This window comes from Ruegeria sp. CDSA079 (assembly GCF_059612245.1).
Map to the genome: position 1 here is coordinate 24,755 of NZ_JBXWQF010000015.1, position 17,562 is coordinate 42,316.

General features: G+C 56.2%; 15 protein-coding genes. 11 read left to right on the forward strand and 4 right to left on the reverse strand.

The features are described from left to right. Positions 1-8: 8 nt before the first annotated feature. Complete coding sequence (locus AC2FJZ_RS15405; RefSeq protein ID WP_496778719.1) at positions 9-2,255, reverse strand: mechanosensitive ion channel domain-containing protein; 2,247 nt, start codon at positions 2,253-2,255, stop codon at positions 9-11. Between the two features lie 270 nt (positions 2,256-2,525). Next, positions 2,526-3,434 (reverse strand): LysR family transcriptional regulator, encoded by a 909-nt coding sequence (locus AC2FJZ_RS15410; protein ID WP_496778721.1) that lies wholly within the window; start codon positions 3,432-3,434, stop codon positions 2,526-2,528. A gap of 169 nt (positions 3,435-3,603) precedes the next feature. On the opposite strand from AC2FJZ_RS15410, the gene AC2FJZ_RS15415 reads away from it, so the two are divergent. The 10 genes from AC2FJZ_RS15415 (at position 3,604) to AC2FJZ_RS15460 (ending at position 15,050) form a co-directional block, all read left to right on the forward strand. Next, positions 3,604-7,023: an indolepyruvate ferredoxin oxidoreductase family protein gene (locus AC2FJZ_RS15415; protein ID WP_496778723.1), complete on the forward strand. Its 3,420-nt coding sequence runs from the start codon at positions 3,604-3,606 to the stop codon at positions 7,021-7,023. 78 nt (positions 7,024-7,101) lie between these two features. Next, on the forward strand, positions 7,102-7,980 hold the full coding sequence (locus tag AC2FJZ_RS15420; protein WP_496671358.1) for a lysophospholipid acyltransferase family protein: 879 nt from the start codon (positions 7,102-7,104) through the stop codon (positions 7,978-7,980). Between the two features lie 8 nt (positions 7,981-7,988). Further along, the gene (locus tag AC2FJZ_RS15425; protein ID WP_496671355.1) at positions 7,989-8,798 is read left to right on the forward strand and encodes a glutamate racemase; all 810 of its coding nucleotides are present in this window, start codon (positions 7,989-7,991) and stop codon (positions 8,796-8,798) included. A 94-nt stretch (positions 8,799-8,892) separates the two neighbouring features. Next, positions 8,893-9,921 (forward strand): N-acetyl-gamma-glutamyl-phosphate reductase, encoded by a 1,029-nt coding sequence (gene argC, locus AC2FJZ_RS15430; RefSeq protein WP_050603465.1) that lies wholly within the window; start codon positions 8,893-8,895, stop codon positions 9,919-9,921. A 7-nt stretch (positions 9,922-9,928) separates the two neighbouring features. Beyond that, positions 9,929-10,375, forward strand: a complete 447-nt coding sequence (gene ccmE, locus AC2FJZ_RS15435; RefSeq protein WP_050603464.1) for a cytochrome c maturation protein CcmE — start codon at positions 9,929-9,931, stop codon at positions 10,373-10,375. Between the two features lie 150 nt (positions 10,376-10,525). After that, positions 10,526-11,137: a holin-associated N-acetylmuramidase gene (locus AC2FJZ_RS15440; protein WP_496778726.1), complete on the forward strand. Its 612-nt coding sequence runs from the start codon at positions 10,526-10,528 to the stop codon at positions 11,135-11,137. Continuing rightward, positions 11,128-11,706 (forward strand): holin family protein, encoded by a 579-nt coding sequence (locus AC2FJZ_RS15445; protein ID WP_496778728.1) that lies wholly within the window; start codon positions 11,128-11,130, stop codon positions 11,704-11,706. Before AC2FJZ_RS15440 ends, AC2FJZ_RS15445 begins: the two co-directional genes overlap by 10 nt. 75 nt (positions 11,707-11,781) lie before the next feature. Continuing rightward, a complete protein-coding gene (locus AC2FJZ_RS15450; RefSeq protein ID WP_496778730.1) occupies positions 11,782-13,746 on the forward strand; it encodes a heme lyase CcmF/NrfE family subunit in 1,965 nt (654 codons plus the stop codon). Further along, positions 13,743-14,198 carry a cytochrome c-type biogenesis protein gene (locus tag AC2FJZ_RS15455; protein WP_496778732.1) on the forward strand — a complete coding sequence of 152 codons (456 nt, stop codon included), beginning with the start codon at positions 13,743-13,745 and terminating at the stop codon, positions 14,196-14,198. The genes AC2FJZ_RS15450 and AC2FJZ_RS15455 overlap by 4 nt, the downstream gene beginning before the upstream one ends. Before the next feature lie 75 nt (positions 14,199-14,273). Next, positions 14,274-15,050: an enoyl-CoA hydratase-related protein gene (locus AC2FJZ_RS15460; RefSeq protein ID WP_496778734.1), complete on the forward strand. Its 777-nt coding sequence runs from the start codon at positions 14,274-14,276 to the stop codon at positions 15,048-15,050. Positions 15,051-15,061: 11 nt separating this feature from the next. On the opposite strand, the gene bmt is transcribed toward AC2FJZ_RS15460, so the two are convergent. Together bmt and AC2FJZ_RS15470 are read right to left on the reverse strand one after the other, a co-directional pair. After that, positions 15,062-16,075: a betaine--homocysteine S-methyltransferase gene (gene bmt / locus AC2FJZ_RS15465; protein WP_496778736.1), complete on the reverse strand. Its 1,014-nt coding sequence runs from the start codon at positions 16,073-16,075 to the stop codon at positions 15,062-15,064. Positions 16,076-16,196: 121 nt separating this feature from the next. Beyond that, positions 16,197-16,514, reverse strand: coding sequence for a DUF1476 domain-containing protein (locus AC2FJZ_RS15470; protein WP_050603457.1), 318 nt, complete (start codon positions 16,512-16,514; stop codon positions 16,197-16,199). 188 nt (positions 16,515-16,702) lie between these two features. Here AC2FJZ_RS15470 and purC point away from each other — a divergent pair, with 188 nt between their 5' ends. Then, complete coding sequence (purC, locus tag AC2FJZ_RS15475; protein WP_496671334.1) at positions 16,703-17,458, forward strand: phosphoribosylaminoimidazolesuccinocarboxamide synthase; 756 nt, start codon at positions 16,703-16,705, stop codon at positions 17,456-17,458. Positions 17,459-17,562: the final 104 nt, after the last annotated feature.

The following is a 17,562-nucleotide window of genomic DNA, read 5'->3' on the forward strand; positions in this document are numbered from 1 at the left end:
CGCGTAGGTTACGCTGACCCCTGGTCTTTGTTGAGTTGAGCTGCGGCTGCGGCACCTACAGCGGCCTTCTGTTCCGGGCTCAGGTTTTCGGCTTCTTCCTGCCCCGGCATCGCAACACGCACCTCACGGCGGGCAAAGTCGATGCCGTTTTCCTTGAAGGCTGCCTTGACCCGGTTGAAGATTTCCTTGCGCAGTGTGAATTGCTTTCCGGGCTTGGCCATGAACTTGCCGCGGATGATCATGCCGACATCGTCGAAGTCGAACACGCCCTGCGATTTGAAGGGTTGCAGAAAGCCATCCTTGTGGGTCTCGTCGGCCATCATCTCGGCACCGATCTTCTTGAAGATCTTCTTGACCTTGTTAGGGTCGGTATCAAACGGCACGGTGAATTTCAGCTTCATGATAACCCAGTCACGGCTGAAGTTTGTCAGCTTCTGAATCTCACCATACGGGATCGTATGCACAGCACCTCGATGGTGACGCAGCTGCATCGAGCGAACCGAGATCTTCTCGACCGTTCCCATTGTGCCGCCGACGTCGACATATTCTCCAACGCGGAAGGCATCGTCGATCAGGAAGAATACCCCGCCCACGATATCAGCGACCAGCTTCTGCGCGCCAAAGCCGATAGCCAGACCCAGAACACCGGCACCGGCCAGCAGCGGCGTGATGTTGATGCCTAATGCACCCAGTGCCAGCAGGCCAAAAATCACGGCAATTGTGATCTGGGCCGTTATCCGCATCAGGGGCAAAACAGTCGCCAGACGAGACCCACCGGCACCGCCGCCTTCACCGCCTGCTTCTTCGTCCAGCTCCTCGGCCGCAGTTTGTTCCCTTGCCAATCGACGGTTGATCCACAACGAGACGACCTCGTTCAGGATATAGCCAACGGCGATGATCAGCAGGAATTCGATGACAGCACCGCCAACTTCGGCACTGACACCAGCCGAAGCAACGTTGCGCAGATCAAGTTGCCAGGTGCGCGCGATCATGAACACCACGATCAGACCCGCGATAACGCGGCCAATCCGGATGTAACTGCGTTTCGCAGAACGGTAGGCGCGTTCAGCCAGAGGGCCTTCGCCAGACATAGGGGGCTGCAAATGGCGCACCAATCCACGGATCAGTGTGTCGAGCGCGGGGGCTATCAACAACCAGAACATGGTTGTGAAATGCGCACCACTTGTTAGCAACCTCAATGTCGATGGATCGCGCTGTGCAACCAGAAACTCGACCAGAAGCCAGATTGCCACCGAAACGCCGATGGCAAAATAGGGGTAATAGTGCGCGACTTCCTTGTCGAACATCGTATGATCCGGGTCCGTACCCAGCATCATCTGAGACAGCCCTTCGCGGGCGGTCCATGCGATAACCGCGATGTAGATGTGGATTGCTGCGTTCAGCCAGAAGCCAATGCGGGTATCATCACCCGTGACACCATTGAGCGCGTTGAAGCGAACGACAAACAGCGTGAAGCCGATCAGTATCAACAGACCGATGAGGTTGCGGTACAGGTATTTCGCCCAATGGTCGTCAATGTTGACCAACCGGAGTTGCGGTTTCTCCGGTGCCAAAACAAAGCGTGACGCTGCAGCTCCCAGGCGCGGAATCCAGATCAGGTAGAACACAAACGGAGCGGCATAGGTGATTTGTTCAGGCGTCAGCAAACCACGGCCAACTGCCCTTATGACAACATAGAACACGATCAACCCGGCGATTTCGCGGCAAAACCGGCGGAATAGATAACTGACTGCGCCCCAAAGGTCGCCCTCATCCGAGACTTCCGTCGCTTCATGCCAACGACGGGTCAGGAATATGAACAGCTTTTCAGCTATGAAACCCACAATCAGCACCGAGAGGATAAGCCCGAACAGTGTAAATACGCCGGTCGTTCCGAACGTGTCACTAAAGTTGCTGAACGCGGTAATCTGCGCTGTGACGATGTTGGGAAGCGTGGTCAGAACATGTGTCCAGGACGAGACCATCTCGGCCCAGATCTCGCTTATTTCGGTCAGTGGGTCTTCCACGTCCGCTTTTTCGGCAGCTTGTTTTTCTGCAACTGCATCCAGCCGTTCCAAAAGAATCGCGCGCACCTGGTCATCGGACATGCGCGCAACCAGATCGTCGACCTGTTCGGGTGACAGGTCTTCTGGAATGGTCACTGTAGACGTTGTGCCGGTGTCTTGCGCATATAGCGGTACCGCTAAAAATAAAGCGGAGACAATCGCCAACACGAGGCGGAGTGGTTGGAGCATGGATTTTCCCTCGAACACGAAATTGTTTCGTTTTTTTGGGATCATATGCTTATGCGTGTATTTTTCCCAGAACTTTCGCTGACTTAATGCGGAGCCTTGGGCAAAAAAAAGGCCGAGCAATAAGCTCGGCCGTAGTCCAACAGGGAGGTATGAAGATGATGAGCGTTTCGGCATCATCGCCTTCGATTGCTCATTTAGGGGGCGGTTTGTGTACGTTCAAGGAATTTAACGCTGCTAAGACCTCATGCCCGATATGCTATGCGTGCATAGCTAAAGTTTTTCCATTTTTTTCAATTGTTTACGTTGGGCAATGATCTCGTCCTGAACGAAGTCACGGAAGGCGCCAACGCGTTTTGAATGTCGCAGCTCTTCGGGATAAGCCAAATAGACCGGTACGTCTGCGGTTTCGATGTCTGAAAGTATGGGTACGAGGTGCGGAAAGTCTTGTGTGACGTAATCCGGCAAAACCCCAATGCCCAGATTGTGCAGGACGCCTTGGAGCACACCAAAATAGTTGTTCACTGTCAGCAGTGACCCGGGATTGTAAGTCATCAAATGACGTACCATGGCCGCACTGGCACCAACCTGTGGGGCGGCGGGGGTTTGGCAGATCAGGCGGTGGTCTTTAATCTCGTCCAAAGATTGCAGCATTCCGCCATGCGTTTCGATGTAATCCTGTGTCGCATACAGCATCATATGAACAGTCATCAGACGTTTGCGCACCAGATCCGCTTGGCTGGGTTCTTTCATCCGAATGGCGACATCGGCTTCGCGCATCGGAAGGTCCAGAACACGCTCTTCGAGCATCAGGTCGATGTTCAGATCGGGGTATTGCTCGTACAGTTTAGGCAGGCGCGGGGCCAGCCAAAGCGTGCCGAAGCCAAATGTCGTCGTAACCCGCAGGACGCCAAAGACCTCTTCTTCGCTGTCGCGAATGCGCGCGGCTGCGGCGTCCAGTCTTTTCGACATGGCGGATGTGGCGTCGAACAGCAGTTCACCCTGTTCGGTGAGAATCAGCCCCCGCGCATGACGGTGAAAAAGGGTGGCATCCAGCGATTCTTCCAACGCTCGGATCTGTCGACTCACGGCGGATTGAGACAAGTTGAGCTTGTCCCCGGCGTGTGTGAGGCTGCCTGCATCGGCCACTGCGTGAAATATTCTAAGCTTGTCCCAATCCATCGCCGCAACTTTCGTTATCCATTTGAACGCCTATATGAAAGAGGTGACAAGTTCTACATTCAAAGGGTGAAATCGTTACTTATCAGTGGATAAATCCTATACAGGTCAGAAATTATGACCTAAAATGAATTGAGATGAAGCACACTGATCTGACGAGGGGAGACGTCTGATGAGTCAGGCACAGATAACGCTAAACGACCGGTTCGATCTTGAGAAAAGCCCCGTTCTTTTGAACGGAACTCAGGCGCTGGTCCGGTTAATGCTGATGCAAAAGGCCAGAGACCGACAGGCGGGCCTGAACACAGCAGGCCTTGTTACCGGGTATCGGGGATCACCCCTTGGGGCTGTTGACCAGCAGATGATGCGGGCCCAAAAGCCACTTGCCGAAAACGATGTCACGTTTCAGTTCGGATTGAACGAAGATCTGGCTGCCACTGCGCTTTGGGGCAGTCAGCAGGCAGGTTTGCGCGGGGATGGCAAGTTCGACGGGGTTTTCGGGCTTTGGTACGGTAAAGGTCCAGGGGTTGACCGGTCCGGCGACGTCATGCGCCACGCGAACATGGCGGGTACGGCCCAGCATGGCGGCGTTCTTATGGCAATGGGCGATGACCATACTGGCGAAAGCTCTACCGTTCTGCATCAATCCGAATGGTCGCTGGTCGACATGTATATGCCTATCGTCAGCCCTGCTGGCGTTCAGGAAATCCTCGACTATGGAATTTATGGATTTGCACTCAGCCGTTTCGCGGGTGTCTGGGTCGGCCTGAAGACGATGAAGGACACGATCGAGGTTACTTCGGTCGTGGATGGCAGCCCGGACCGGATGCGCGTTGTTGTGCCTGAATTTGATATGCCGGAAGGCGGATTGAACATTCGTTTAGGCGATACACCACATCTGCAAGAAACGCGCGTCATCGACTACAAACGGTTCGCGGCTGAGATGTTTTCACATGCCAATAAGCTCGACAAACGGATGTGGGGTAAATCCGGTGCCAAGATCGGCTTTGTCGCAGCAGGCAAGAACTGGCTGGATCTGACACATGGTCTGTCCCTTCTGAACATCGATGAATCCGAGGCCGAACGGCTGGGGATCACCACATACAAGGTAGGGCAGACTTTCCCCTTGGATATGGCGGGGTTCCACGACTGGGCCGAGGGGCTGGACCTGATCGTGATCGTCGAGGAAAAGCGCAAGTTGATCGAGGTTCAGGTTAAGGAGGCAATCTTTGACGACCGGCGCGGCCGTCGGGTCTATGGTTGGTACAAGGGTGGGGCCGGGACTTTGCACAGGGAAGAACTGTTCCCGACGCGCGGCGCGCTGGATCCGATCATGATCGCCGAAAAGCTCGGCGAGATCCTGATTGAAGAGGGGCGCGAAACCGAAGGTATTCGGGCCGGGCTGGTATCATTGTCCGAGGCACGCAGGGCCGACAACGCACAGGAAATCGCAACGCGACTTCCGTATTTCTGCTCGGGCTGTCCACATAACAGCTCGACCAAGGTGCCGGAAGGCAGCCGCGCCTATGCCGGTATCGGCTGTCACTACATGGTTCAATGGATGGATCGCGAGACAACCGGCTTCACTCAAATGGGTGGTGAAGGCGCGAACTGGATCGGTGAGGCTCCGTTTTCGACCACCAAGCACGTGTTCCAAAACCTGGGCGATGGCACCTATAACCATTCGGGCGTTCAGGCGATCCGGGCTGCCTTGTCCGCAGGGACAAATATTACCTTCAAAATCCTGTTCAACGACGCGGTCGCCATGACCGGCGGGCAGGATAACGAAGGCGACCTGACTGCCGAACGGATCGTTGCCGAGGTGAAGGCGATGGGTGTTCCTGAGGTCGCACTGGTCTATGACGAAAAGGAAGACGTAAATTTCAAGGCACTGCCTGCAAGCGTTCAGACATATGAACGGGCAGATCTCATGCAGGTGCAGGAGAAATTCCGCGAGATTGAGGGCGTTTCGGTCATCGTCTATGTTCAAACCTGCGCAGCCGAAAAGCGTCGTCGGCGCAAGCGGGGCACATTCCCGGACCCGGACAAGCGCGTGTTCATCAACACTGATGTCTGCGAAGGCTGTGGCGATTGCGGTGTGCAGTCCAACTGTGTGTCGATCGTGCCGAAACAAACCGAGCTGGGCCGTAAGCGGGCCATCGATCAGTCAAGCTGCAACAAGGATTTTTCGTGCCTGAACGGCTTTTGCCCTTCTTTTGTAACCCTTGAGGGCGCGAAAATCCGTAAAGAGGCGACGACCGAAATCGACCTGCCTGATCTGCCAATGCCCGATCTGCCCGAGATCCGTGGAACCCATAACGTCGTGATTACGGGTGTCGGTGGAACGGGTGTTGTAACCCTGGGTGCAATCCTTGCGCAGGCCGCCCAGATTGACGGCAAAGGCGCGGGTATGATGGAAATGGCGGGCTTGGCGCAGAAGGGTGGAGCAGTGCATATCCACTGCCGTCTGGCCAACAGCCCCGATGATATCAGTGCCATCCGTGTTGCGACTGGCGAAGCCCATGCGCTGATCGGCGGTGATCTGGTGGTTTCAGCCGGAGCCAAAACCTTGGGTTTGACGCGCAGCGGACGTACCGGCGCCGTCGTGAACAGCCATGAAACGGTCACCGGTGATTTCACGCGTGATACCGAATTCCGCATTCCTGCGGATCAGTTGGAGCTGGCCTTGCAAGCGCGAATGAAAGAAGGCGTATCTTTGTTCGATGCCACCGATCTGGCGCGCGCTGTGATGGGGGATTCGATCTATTCCAACATGATGATCTTTGGCGCGACGTGGCAGCGCGGGTTATTGCCCGTCAGCTATCAGGCGATCTTTGATGCCATCGATTTGAACGGCACCGCTGTCGAACGAAACAAGCGTGCGTTTGATATCGGTCGGTGGGCGATACTGAATCCGGATGAAGTACAGTCAATTCTGTCTCCAACCGTGGCAGAGATGCCCAAAACGCTGGACCAGATTATCGATTTCCGTGCTCAACATCTGACCGAATACCAAAGCGCCCGGCTGGCTAAGCGCTATCGCAAACTGGTGGACAGTATAGAGGATGCAGAGGTGCGCGAAGCGGTGGCAAAGGGCTATCACAAGCTGTTGTCCTACAAGGATGAATACGAAGTTGCGCGCCTTCTGCTGACAAGTCGGGAAAAGGCGGCTGCCGAGTTTGATGGCAACTTCAAGATGACCTTCCACCTTGCCCCGCCGGTTTTCGGAGGATCGGCCAGTAACGGCAGGCCCCAAAAGCGCGCGTTTGGCGAATCCGTCTTGGGCCCGTTGAAACTGCTGACCAAATTGAAGGCGCTTCGTGGCACCCCGCTGGACATCTTCGGGTATTCATCTGAACGCAGGATGGAGCGTGCTTTGATCCGGCAGTATGAAAAGGACATGCGCGACGTGTTGCCCATGGTGTCGCAGGACACACGTGACGCGATTTCGGCCTTGGCCCGTTTGCCGCTGGACATCCGCGGATTTGGCCCTGTTTTGCAGGAAAACGAAGCCAAAGCTGCGAAAAGGCGCGAAGAATTGCTGGCGACGATCCGTAGTGGCGGGCCTGAAATGCAGGCCGCGGCAGAGTAAATCGTCACAATGGTGTCACGATAGCTAGGCAAAATTGTTACTTACACCTATTTTGCAGGCAGAAAACCGGAGACCCAAATGCCTTCTCGCCGTCATGTCGTTCGTGACATCTCGTATGCTCATTCCGCCGAAACCAAAAGCGGGCGGATGGTCATCAAGTTGATGGAGAATACCACAGGCCGCATGCGCCTGATCAAACGCGCTGATGGGTACGAAAGAGAAGTCGCCAATGGGCGAGACTTTTGGACCGTTATGGTCGAACGCTACGGGCTGACGCTGGATGTGGTGGGAGGATCGCTGTCGAACATCCCGAAAGACGGTCCCTTGATCCTGATTGCCAACCATCCTTACGGGATTCTGGATGGCATGATGATGGGTCACATGCTGTCGCAGACCCGGGGCGATTTCCGCATTCTGGCGCATCGGGTGTTCCGCAAGGCTGAGGAGTTGAACCGGATCATCTTGCCCATTTCGTTTGATGAGACGAAAGAGGCGATGAAACTGAACCTTGAGACGCGCAAAACCGCGTTGAACTACCTCGACAACGGTGGTTCGATCGGGATTTTTCCGGGAGGAACAGTCAGCACCGCCGTCAAGCCGTTTTCGCATCCAATGGACCCAGGCTGGCGCGGCTTTACCGCCCGGATGGTGGCCAAGTCAAATGCCACGGTCGTGCCGGTTTTCTTCGACGGGCACACTTCGCGCCTGTTCCAGATCGCAAGCCATCTGCATAATACGCTGCGTATGGGCCTGCTGATTAAAGAGTTCAAGAAACGGGTGGATACGACTGTCAAAGTGGTGATTGGCGAGCCGATCGGCCGCGACATTCTGGACCCTTTGGGCAAGGATACGCGCAAGATGATGGATTTCTTGCGCAAAGCCACGTATGAGCTGTCTCCGACACCGCTGAAGTCTTATGACTACGGCTATGAATTTGAGGAACGGCATCGCGCCTGAAGGGGCAAATGGCAGTAGGCATCTTTGATTCCGGTTTGGGCGGTCTGACCGTCCTCAACGCCGCGCAGCAACGGCTGCCCGACGTGGATTTCCTGTATTATGCGGACAGTACACATGCACCTTACGGTGTGCGCGATGCCGAGGATATCTATCAGCTGACCCGCAATGCGGTGCACGATCTTTGGGGCCGGGGCTGCAATCTGGTGATTCTGGCCTGCAATACAGCCAGCGCTGCCGCGTTGCGGCGGATGCAGGAAGAAGGCGTGCCCGAGGGCAAGCGGGTGCTGGGCGTCTTTGTTCCCTTGATCGAAGCACTGACTGAGCGGCAGTGGGGCGATAATTCGCCGCCGCGCGAAGTGGCCGTCAAGCATGTGGCCTTGTTCGCGACACCTGCCACCGTGTCCAGCCGGGCGTTTCAGCGGGAACTGGCATTCCGGGCAATCGGCGTGGATGTCGAGGCTCAGGCCTGTGGCGGTGTGGTCGATGCCATTGAAGATGGTGACATGATCCTGGCCGAGGCGCTGGTGCGCAGCCATGTGGATGCTTTGAAACGCAAAATGCCAGAACCCCAGGCGGCTATTCTGGGCTGCACGCATTACCCGTTGATGGCAGAGGCCTTTCAGGCGGCGTTGGGACCGGATGTTCAGGTTTTCAGCCAGGGCGATCTGGTTGCTGAAAGCCTTGCTGATTATCTACAGCGTCATCCGAACATGCAGGGCGAAGGCGCGGGTGGGCACCTGACCACGGGCAAGCCGGGTTTTGTCAGCGATCGGGCAACGCAGTTCCTCCGACGACAGATTTCGTTCGAGGCGGCCTGATTTAGGTCAAGGACGCACCCCTTCCGATTTTCTAATTCAAAGACCGTCACATCGGCGGTCGTGATATGTGACACACGTAAAGAAGAGGTCTGACATGACCCATAATATCGCAATTCTGGGCGCTTCCGGCTATACCGGCGCGGAACTGGTGCGGCTGATCGCCGAGCACCCGAATATGGACATCGTTGCTTTGGCTGCCGAGCGGAAGGCCGGCATGAGCATGGCACAGGTCTTCCCGCATCTGCGCCACATGAACTTGCCGGATCTGTGCAAGATTTCAGAGATCGACTTTTCCAATGTTGATTTGTGTTTCTGTGCTTTGCCGCACAAGACCAGTCAGGAAGTCATTCGGGCGCTGCCAAAAGATCTGAAAATTATCGACCTGTCAGCGGATTTCCGGCTGCAGGACGCGGATGAATACGAGAAGTGGTATGGAAACCCACATAGCGCGCTGGAGCAGCAGGACGAAGCCGTCTATGGCCTGACTGAATTTTATCGTGACGAGATCCGCTCGGCGCGCCTTGTGGCGGGGACTGGATGTAACGCAGCAACCGGGCAATATGTTCTGCGGCCGTTGATCTCGGCGGGGGTCATCGATCTGGACGATATTATTCTGGACTTGAAATGCGCAGTGTCCGGGGCCGGGCGGTCGCTCAAGGAAAATCTGCTGCACGCTGAACTGAGTGAAGGATACAACGCCTACGCGGTCGGCGGCACGCACCGGCATCTGGGAGAGTTCGATCAGGAGTTTTCGAAGCTGGCTGGTCGGACAGTACATGTGCAATTCACACCGCATCTGATCCCTGCGAACCGCGGCATTTTGGCGACCACCTATGTGAAAGGCGACCCGCAGAGCGTCTATGAAACACTGGCAAAAGCCTATGTGGACGAGCCTTTCATACAGATGCTGCCGATGGGTGAAGCGCCTTCGACACATCATGTGCGGGGGTCGAACTTCTGCCATATCGGCGTGGTCGCAGACCGGATCGAGCGGCGCGTGATTGTGGTTGCTGCGCTGGATAACCTGACAAAAGGTAGCAGTGGCCAAGCCTTGCAGAACGCCAACTTGATGTTAGGTGAGGATGAAACCCGGGGTCTGATGATGGCCCCACTTTTCCCGTGAGGACGGTATGAAAACGCTCAAGAAACGTCGTCGAGTACAAGTCATTCTGGTAGCGGCCGTTGCCTTGGTGGCATCGACGGCTTTGATTGGGTGGGCCTTGCAGGATGGCATCAACTTCTTCCGCTCGCCCAGTGAAGTGATTGCAGAGCCGCCGAAACCGACCGAGGTGTTCCGCATTGGTGGACTGGTTGAAGAAGGCTCGATCATTCGCGGCCAGGGTGAAACTGTGCATTTTGTGGTCACGGATGGGGGCGAGAGTGTTCCGGTATCATTCACGGGTGTTCTGCCAGATTTGTTTACCGAGAACCAAGGTATGGTTGGCACTGGAAGTTACGTGAACGGCGTGTTTGAAGCCACGGAAATCCTTGCAAAACATGACGAGACGTACATGCCGAAAGAGGTCGTTGACGCACTCAAGGAGCAAGGCGTTTACCAAGAAGCAGAGGGAAGCTGAACGCAGCTGCGCTGCGTGCCTCTGGCAGAGGTATTTTTGAGCATAAGAAGTGGGGCGTTGCGCGTGTAAGGCGGGCAGCGCCCGTTGTTTTTTGCTAACTTTAATGAATTTGCAGGACCGTTTCCCCGATCGGTGAATTAGGGGGACGTCATGCAGTCGGTTCAACAGATCGCAGAAGAAATCGTGGCGCGGGAGGGCGGGTTCGTGGATGATCCGGATGATCCCGGTGGCGCTACAAAACATGGCGTGACCATTCACACCCTGCGACGCCTGGGGTTGGACCTCAACGGTGATGGCGTGGTCGATGTAAGCGATGTAAGGGATTTATCCCGGCGGCAAGCAGTCGATATTTTTTTGCGTCACTACTATGAGAAACCGGGGATTGCGCGCCTGCCCGATGTCCTGCAGGCGTCGGTCTTTGACATGCACGTCAATGCCGGGACGCAGGCGGTCAAAATTTTGCAGCGGCTTTTGAATCAAATGGGATTCGATGTGGTGGCAGACAGTGTGATCGGCCCGAAGACGGCGGCGGCTTGCGCAAGCGCTGCGCAACCGGATCCGACCTCTTTGCGAGATGCCTATGGGGTTGCGCGGCGAAACTATTACTTCCGCCTTGCAGATCTGCGGCCTGCCTCCAGAAAATACGCGCGTTCCCGGTCTGGTGGCAAAGGCGGCTGGATCAAACGCGCCGAAGAATTTCTGTCACAGCGGTACCATCTGACGGACGCAGAGTTTCAAAGAAGGGTTGCGGCATGGGGTTGATCTCGGGTGTTTTGGCGCTGTTGTTTGGGAATGGGCGGAATGCGGTGCAGGAAACCGTCGAGCTATATCGCGAAAATACGGAGGCGCGGGCGCGACGAAGCACTGAGCTGCAAACCCAGGCCATGGCGCAATTTGGCGGGGAATTTCAAATCCCCCAAAAGGGGGCGTTCGATCGCTTCATGGATGGTGTGAATCGATTGCCCCGCCCGGCTTTGGCGTTGGGAACGCTCGGGCTGTTCGTTGCGGCCATGGTAGACCCGCTGTGGTTTGCCGCACGGATGCAAGGAATCGCTTTGGTTCCTGAGCCTTTGTGGTGGTTGTTAGGTGTGGTCGTATCCTTCTATTTTGGTGCGCGACATCAGATGAAAATGCAGGAATTTCAGCGCGATATCGGCGCGACACTGCTGCGCTTGCCGACAGTTCTGAACAACATCGATCAAGTGCGCGCGATGCGAGGTGACAGCCCGGGTGGTGCGGATCCCGGTCCGGATTCTGCTTTGTTTCTGGATGTCACACACCCGGATTCCAACCCGGCGCTTGAGGATTGGCGCAAGCGTCGCGGGACCTGACCCGCGACACTATGTGCCCCCGGATCGGGCGAAAGTTATTGGCCCCCGGTTTAGCCTCGGAGTATATTCCGGGGTATGATTACAGAACTCGGCCACTTCGCCCTTATCCTCGCCTTCTTTGTCGCCATCGTACAAAGTGTAGTGCCCCTGATCGGGGCTTCGAAACGCTGGGCCGGATGGATGGCGTTTGCGGAACCTTCGGCCATCGTTCAGTTTCTGCTGACGGCTTTTTCCTTCGGTGCTTTGATCTGGGCTTTCGTCGTATCCGACTTTTCCCTGAGGATCGTGGTTGAGAACAGCCATTCTGCCAAGCCGATGATCTACAAGATCAGTGGAACATGGGGCAACCACGAAGGATCCATGTTGCTTTGGGTGTTGATCGTCACCTTGTTTGGCGCATTGGCTGCGTTCTTTGGCGGCGGGTTGCCGCCGTCGCTCAAGGCGCGTGTGCTGGCTGTGCAGTCGGCAATTGCTGTCGCGTTCTTCGCCTTCATTTTGTTCACCTCGAACCCGTTCGACCGGCTTGCAATTGCACCGTTTGACGGGCGCGATCTGAACCCGTTGCTGCAAGACCCCGGGTTGGCCTTTCATCCGCCATTTCTGTATCTCGGTTACGTGGGGTTGAGCATGGCGTTCAGCTTTGCCATCGCGGCCCTGATCGAAGGGCGCGTTGATGCGGCCTGGGGGCGCTGGGTGCGCCCCTGGACATTGGCGGCCTGGATCTTTCTGACCATAGGTATCGCGCTGGGGTCGTGGTGGGCCTATTACGAATTGGGTTGGGGTGGATTCTGGTTCTGGGATCCGGTCGAGAATGCATCGTTCATGCCCTGGCTTCTGGCGGCAGCCCTTTTGCACTCTGCCATTGTTGTGGAAAAGCGCGAGGCGCTAAAAAGCTGGACCATTCTACTAGCGATCATCGCATTCGGATTTTCACTGATCGGCACGTTCATTGTGCGGTCTGGCCTTCTGACGTCGGTTCATGCCTTTGCAACCGATCCTGAACGGGGCGTGTTTATTCTGCTGATCTTGGTGTTCTTTATCGGTGGTGCGCTGACCCTGTTTGCCGCGCGTGCGCAAACGATGGAGGCAAAGGGCGTCTTTGGCATGGTCAGCCGGGAAAGCGCTTTGATTGTAAACAACGTCCTGCTGGCGGTCAGCTGTTTCGTCGTATTCGTTGGAACCATGTGGCCGATGGTGGCCGAGATGATGTTCGACCGAAAGCTCTCGGTCGGGGCTCCGTTTTTCAATGCAGCGTTTTCTCCGTTCATGGTGCTGCTTGGGCTGGTCCTGCCGATTGGGGCGATGTTACCCTGGAAGCGGGGACGGATTGGCAAGACGGCGTGGTCGTTGCGCTATGCCTTTGGGCTTGCGTTGGCGATTGCCCTGCTGGTCTGGGCGATGCAAACCGGGCGCAGCGCGCTGGGTCCGGTGGGTCTTTTCCTTGGGGCCTGGATCACCTTTGGGGCGGCTATCGATTTGTGGAACCGCACGGGCCGCAATGGTAGTCTGAAACGCCTTTTCCGCCTGCCGGGTGCGGATTGGGGGAAGGCGGTTGCCCATACGGGTCTGGGTGTCACCATTTTCGCCGTCGCTGGCCTGACTGCGTGGGAGGACGAGGATATCCGCGTGGCGCAACCCAACCAACCGTTCGAAGTGGGGCAGTTCACGCTGACGCTGAAAGACGTGCGACAGGTCGAGGGGCCGAACTATTTCTCGACCACGGCAGATGTTCTGGTTGAAAAGAATGGGCACCTGATGGGAACATTGCACCCTGAAAAACGCGACTATCCGGTGGCGCGTATGCCCACGACTGAGGCTGCGATAGATTATCGTTTCCTGGGTGACCTTTACGTCGTGATCGGTGATCAGCAGGCAGATGGGGGGTGGGTCATGCGCACCTATATCAAGCCGCTCGCAAACTGGATCTGGGGCGGCTGCATTCTGATGGCGCTTGGCGGTATCCTAAGCCTGTGCGACAGGCGGTTCCGTGTCGCCGCAGGGGCCAGAAAAACCCCGGTTGGTGGAGTGCCGGCAGAATGAAACGTCTTGTACTGATCCTGATGCTGCTGGCGTCGCCCGTGTTTTCGGTGCAGCCGGATGAGGTGCTGGATGATCCGGTGCTTGAACAAAGGGCCCGCGATCTCAGCACCGGGTTGCGTTGCCTTGTTTGCCGGAACGAGAGCATCGACGAAAGCAACGCTGATCTGGCGCGAGACTTGCGTCTACTGCTGCGTGAGCGTCTGGTGGCAGGTGACAGCGATGAAGAGGCGATTGCCTTTATCGTGGATCGTTATGGCGAATATGTTCTTCTGAAGCCGACCACCAGCGGTTCAAACCTGTTTCTTTGGCTCGCCGGGCCGATCATGTTGTTGATTGCGGCGGGCGTTGGCCTCAATTTCCTACGCAATCGCTCGAAAGCCCATGCATCGGTTGAGGACACTTCGCTGAGTGAGGATGAAAAAGAACGTCTGCGCCGAATTCTTGAAGACTGACGTATGGTTCTGCTTTTCCCATCTCGCTTGGGCCAGTAAGTGTGCAAAAAAGCGAGGCGCGACGGGAGGGTTTTCATGAAGTACGAAACGGTTGTTCTGGACATTACGGGCGGTCTGGCGGTTCTGACATTGAACAGACCAGACAAGATGAACGCTCTGACAACTCAGATGCGCGCTGAAATCACCCATGCAATGAAAGATGCGGCAACCAGAGCCCGGTGCATCGTGATCACCGGTGCTGGTCCTGCCTTTTGTTCCGGTCAGGATCTGGGCGATGCATCGTCAACCGGCAAGATTGATCTGGAGCGGTCGCTGCGGGACGAATATGAACCGATGCTGGAGATGATCCACAGCTGTCCGGTGCCGACCATTGCAGCCGTAAATGGACCCGCGGCCGGGGCAGGGGCCAACCTTGCCCTTTGCGCGGACGTGGTGATTGCAGCTGAAAGTGCCTACTTCCTGCAAGCCTTTGCGCGGATCGGGTTGTTGCCCGATGCCGGAGGAACCTGGTTCATGCCGCGTCAGATGGGGCTGGCCAAGGCGATGGGCGCCGCTCTGTTTGCCGATAAGATCACCGCGCGGCAAGCGGATGAATGGGGCATGATCTGGGAAGCCGTACCCGATGAAGACTTCGCTGCGCATTGGCGTAAACGGGCGGAATATCTGGCCAATGGTCCTACGGCAGCTTATGGCGCGATCAAGCAGGCCATTCGTGGAACATACGAAAACACCCTGCCACAACAGCTAGCAAAAGAGGCGCATCTGCAAGGCGAATGTGGTCGTTCGCGCGATTTCGCCGAAGGTGTGGTGGCTTTCATGGAAAAACGCCCCCCGAAATTCGAAGGGCGCTGATTGAGGCTGTTTTAGGCGCGGCGACGGCGGCGCGTGCGGCGCTCGGGTGTGGCATCGTCGCCTGTTCCGTCAGAGGCCGACGTGAACGGCCCCAACGCATCGGTGATCTGGTCCAGGGTCGGACGTTCGCCACGCGACGTGGTATCCAGCGCTTCGCGCATACTGCGCAGGTGATCGGGCATGGTACCGCAGCACCCGCCAATGATTGTGGCACCGGCATCGCGTGCCATCGCCGCATATTGGCCCATCAACGCGGGTGTGCCGTCATAATGGATGTGACCATCCACATATTTAGGAATGCCCGCATTGCCCTTTGAAATCAAAGGGCGCTCAGTGCCCTGCGCGGCAAAGCCCAGAACAGTGCGCAGAATATCCGACGCGCCGGTTCCGCAGTTTGCGCCAAAGGCGATGGGCGGGTTGGCCAGTGTCTCAACCAGTTGCGCCAGATCGGCCGAGGTCACGCCCATCATCGTGCGCCCAGCGGTGTCAAAGCTCATTGTGCCACACCAGGGCATGTCAACCAGGGCAAAGGCTTCGGCTGCTGCGCGGAATTCTTCGGGTGCGCTTATGGTCTCAACCCAGAGAACATCCACACCGCCTTCTTTCAGTGCGGCAGCTTGTTCGTGGAACATTTCCACGGCCTCGGAATGTGACAGGCTTCCCACAGGTTTCATGATCTCGCCGGTCGGGCCAACGGATCCAGCGACCACAACGGGGCGCCCGGCCTTGTCGGCGACTTCGCGCCCCAGTTCTGCACCGATGCGGTTCAGTTCGCCCACACGGTTTTGGGCGTCATGCAGCTTGAGCCGCGCCGACGTGCCGCCAAACGTGTTGGTCAGGAACAGGTCGCTGCCCGCATCTACCGAACCTTGATACAGGGCTTTGATCTTTTCGGGTGCGTCAACGTTCCAAAGTTCGGGGGCGTCGCCAGATTGCAGGCCCATGTTAAACAGGTTGGTCCCGGTCGCACCATCCGCCAGAATTGCGTCATTGGTGTCCAGAAGTTTGCTCAGAGCATTTGTCATTGGGTCAATCCAGGAAAAGGTGCAAGTCGCCGTTAAAAATAGAGGCGCCCCATCTCACATGACCGGGGCGTCAAATCAAATTCATAAAACTCATGAAGATCATGAGTCGTCTAGGAGTGCTTTAGTCGGATTCACTCATGACCTGAGCTTTGGCTTCAGGCAGAATCTCAGCCATCTTGGCGCGAATTTCTTCGGCCGATGACAGATTACCCAGATCACCGGCGACCTTGCGTATTACGTCTTCGTGCCCGGCTTCTTCGAAATCAGCGACTACAACGGTTTTGGCGTATTCTTCGGCTTCTTGACCTGATTTGCCCAGCTTTTCTGCGGCCCACAAGCCCAGCAGTTTGTTGCAGCGGGCCTGCGCCTTGAACTGCATTTCTTCATCATGGGCAAATTTGGCTTCAAATGCGTTTTCGCGTTCGTCGAACGTGGTCATTGGGTGAGGACCTCTTGGGTTACATCTTCTTTCCTGATGATATGACCATACGATGTCCGGTGCGCAAGGTATTTGCGCTGCGTCAAACCCTCTCGGGCACATGAACTTGCGGGAAAAGGGGGCTTGCACTATGAGGACGCCTAACGAGAGGGGACTCAATCCCTCTGCTCTGATCGGAAAGGTCGCTTATGGCGCGTCGCAAGAAAATCTACGAAGGCAAAGCCAAGATTTTGTATGAAGGCCCAGAACCGGGCACCATCGTGCAGTATTTCAAGGATGACGCAACCGCGTTTAACGCGGAAAAGAAGGATGTGATTGACGGCAAGGGCGTGCTGAACAATCGCCTGTCCGAGTTCTTCATGACCGGCCTGACCCAGATTGGCATCCCGAACCACTTCATCCGCCGCTTGAACATGCGTGAGCAACTTGTTCGCAACTGTGAAATCGTGCCACTGGAAGTGATCGTGCGCAACTATGCCGCCGGATCGATGTCGAAACGTCTGGGTATTGCCGAAGGTACCCAACTGCCACGTCCGATTGTCGAGTATTGCTACAAAGACGACTCTCTGGGTGATCCGCTTGTCACGGAAGAGCACATCGCTGCTTTTGGCTGGGCCAGCCAGCAGGACATGGAAGATATTCTCAGCCTGGCGCTGCGTGTGAACGATTTCATGAGCGGTGTCATGCTGGCGGTGGGTATCCGACTGGTTGACTTCAAGATTGAGATCGGACGCGTGTTCGAAGGTGATTATCAGCGCCTGATCGTTGCTGATGAAATCAGCCCCGACAGCTGCCGTTTGTGGGATATCGAAACTGGCCAGAAACTGGACAAAGACGTGTTCCGTCGTGATCTGGGCAGCCTGACCGATGCGTATTCCGAGGTCGCGCGGCGACTGGGTGTTCTGCCCAGTAACAACGTGACCAAACCGACTTTAATCAACTGATCAAGTTTGCCTCTGAGTTTAAAAAAGGCGCCGCTCATTCAGTAGCGGCGCTTTTTCGTTCTTGTTGAATTTGACAGCTCCTCGTTTCCTGAGCATGTTTGCCT

Coding starts and splice junctions, on each gene's coding strand:
- AC2FJZ_RS15405 (WP_496778719.1), bottom strand. CDS start 2,255: ATGCTCCAACCACTCCGCCTCGTGTTGGCGATTGTCTCCGCTTTATTT.
- AC2FJZ_RS15410 (WP_496778721.1), bottom strand. CDS start 3,434: ATGGATTGGGACAAGCTTAGAATATTTCACGCAGTGGCCGATGCAGGC.
- AC2FJZ_RS15415 (WP_496778723.1), top strand. CDS start 3,604: ATGAGTCAGGCACAGATAACGCTAAACGACCGGTTCGATCTTGAGAAA.
- AC2FJZ_RS15420 (WP_496671358.1), top strand. CDS start 7,102: ATGCCTTCTCGCCGTCATGTCGTTCGTGACATCTCGTATGCTCATTCC.
- AC2FJZ_RS15425 (WP_496671355.1), top strand. CDS start 7,989: ATGGCAGTAGGCATCTTTGATTCCGGTTTGGGCGGTCTGACCGTCCTC.
- argC (WP_050603465.1), top strand. CDS start 8,893: ATGACCCATAATATCGCAATTCTGGGCGCTTCCGGCTATACCGGCGCG.
- ccmE (WP_050603464.1), top strand. CDS start 9,929: ATGAAAACGCTCAAGAAACGTCGTCGAGTACAAGTCATTCTGGTAGCG.
- AC2FJZ_RS15440 (WP_496778726.1), top strand. CDS start 10,526: ATGCAGTCGGTTCAACAGATCGCAGAAGAAATCGTGGCGCGGGAGGGC.
- AC2FJZ_RS15445 (WP_496778728.1), top strand. CDS start 11,128: ATGGGGTTGATCTCGGGTGTTTTGGCGCTGTTGTTTGGGAATGGGCGG.
- AC2FJZ_RS15450 (WP_496778730.1), top strand. CDS start 11,782: ATGATTACAGAACTCGGCCACTTCGCCCTTATCCTCGCCTTCTTTGTC.
- AC2FJZ_RS15455 (WP_496778732.1), top strand. CDS start 13,743: ATGAAACGTCTTGTACTGATCCTGATGCTGCTGGCGTCGCCCGTGTTT.
- AC2FJZ_RS15460 (WP_496778734.1), top strand. CDS start 14,274: ATGAAGTACGAAACGGTTGTTCTGGACATTACGGGCGGTCTGGCGGTT.
- bmt (WP_496778736.1), bottom strand. CDS start 16,075: ATGACAAATGCTCTGAGCAAACTTCTGGACACCAATGACGCAATTCTG.
- AC2FJZ_RS15470 (WP_050603457.1), bottom strand. CDS start 16,514: ATGACCACGTTCGACGAACGCGAAAACGCATTTGAAGCCAAATTTGCC.
- purC (WP_496671334.1), top strand. CDS start 16,703: ATGGCGCGTCGCAAGAAAATCTACGAAGGCAAAGCCAAGATTTTGTAT.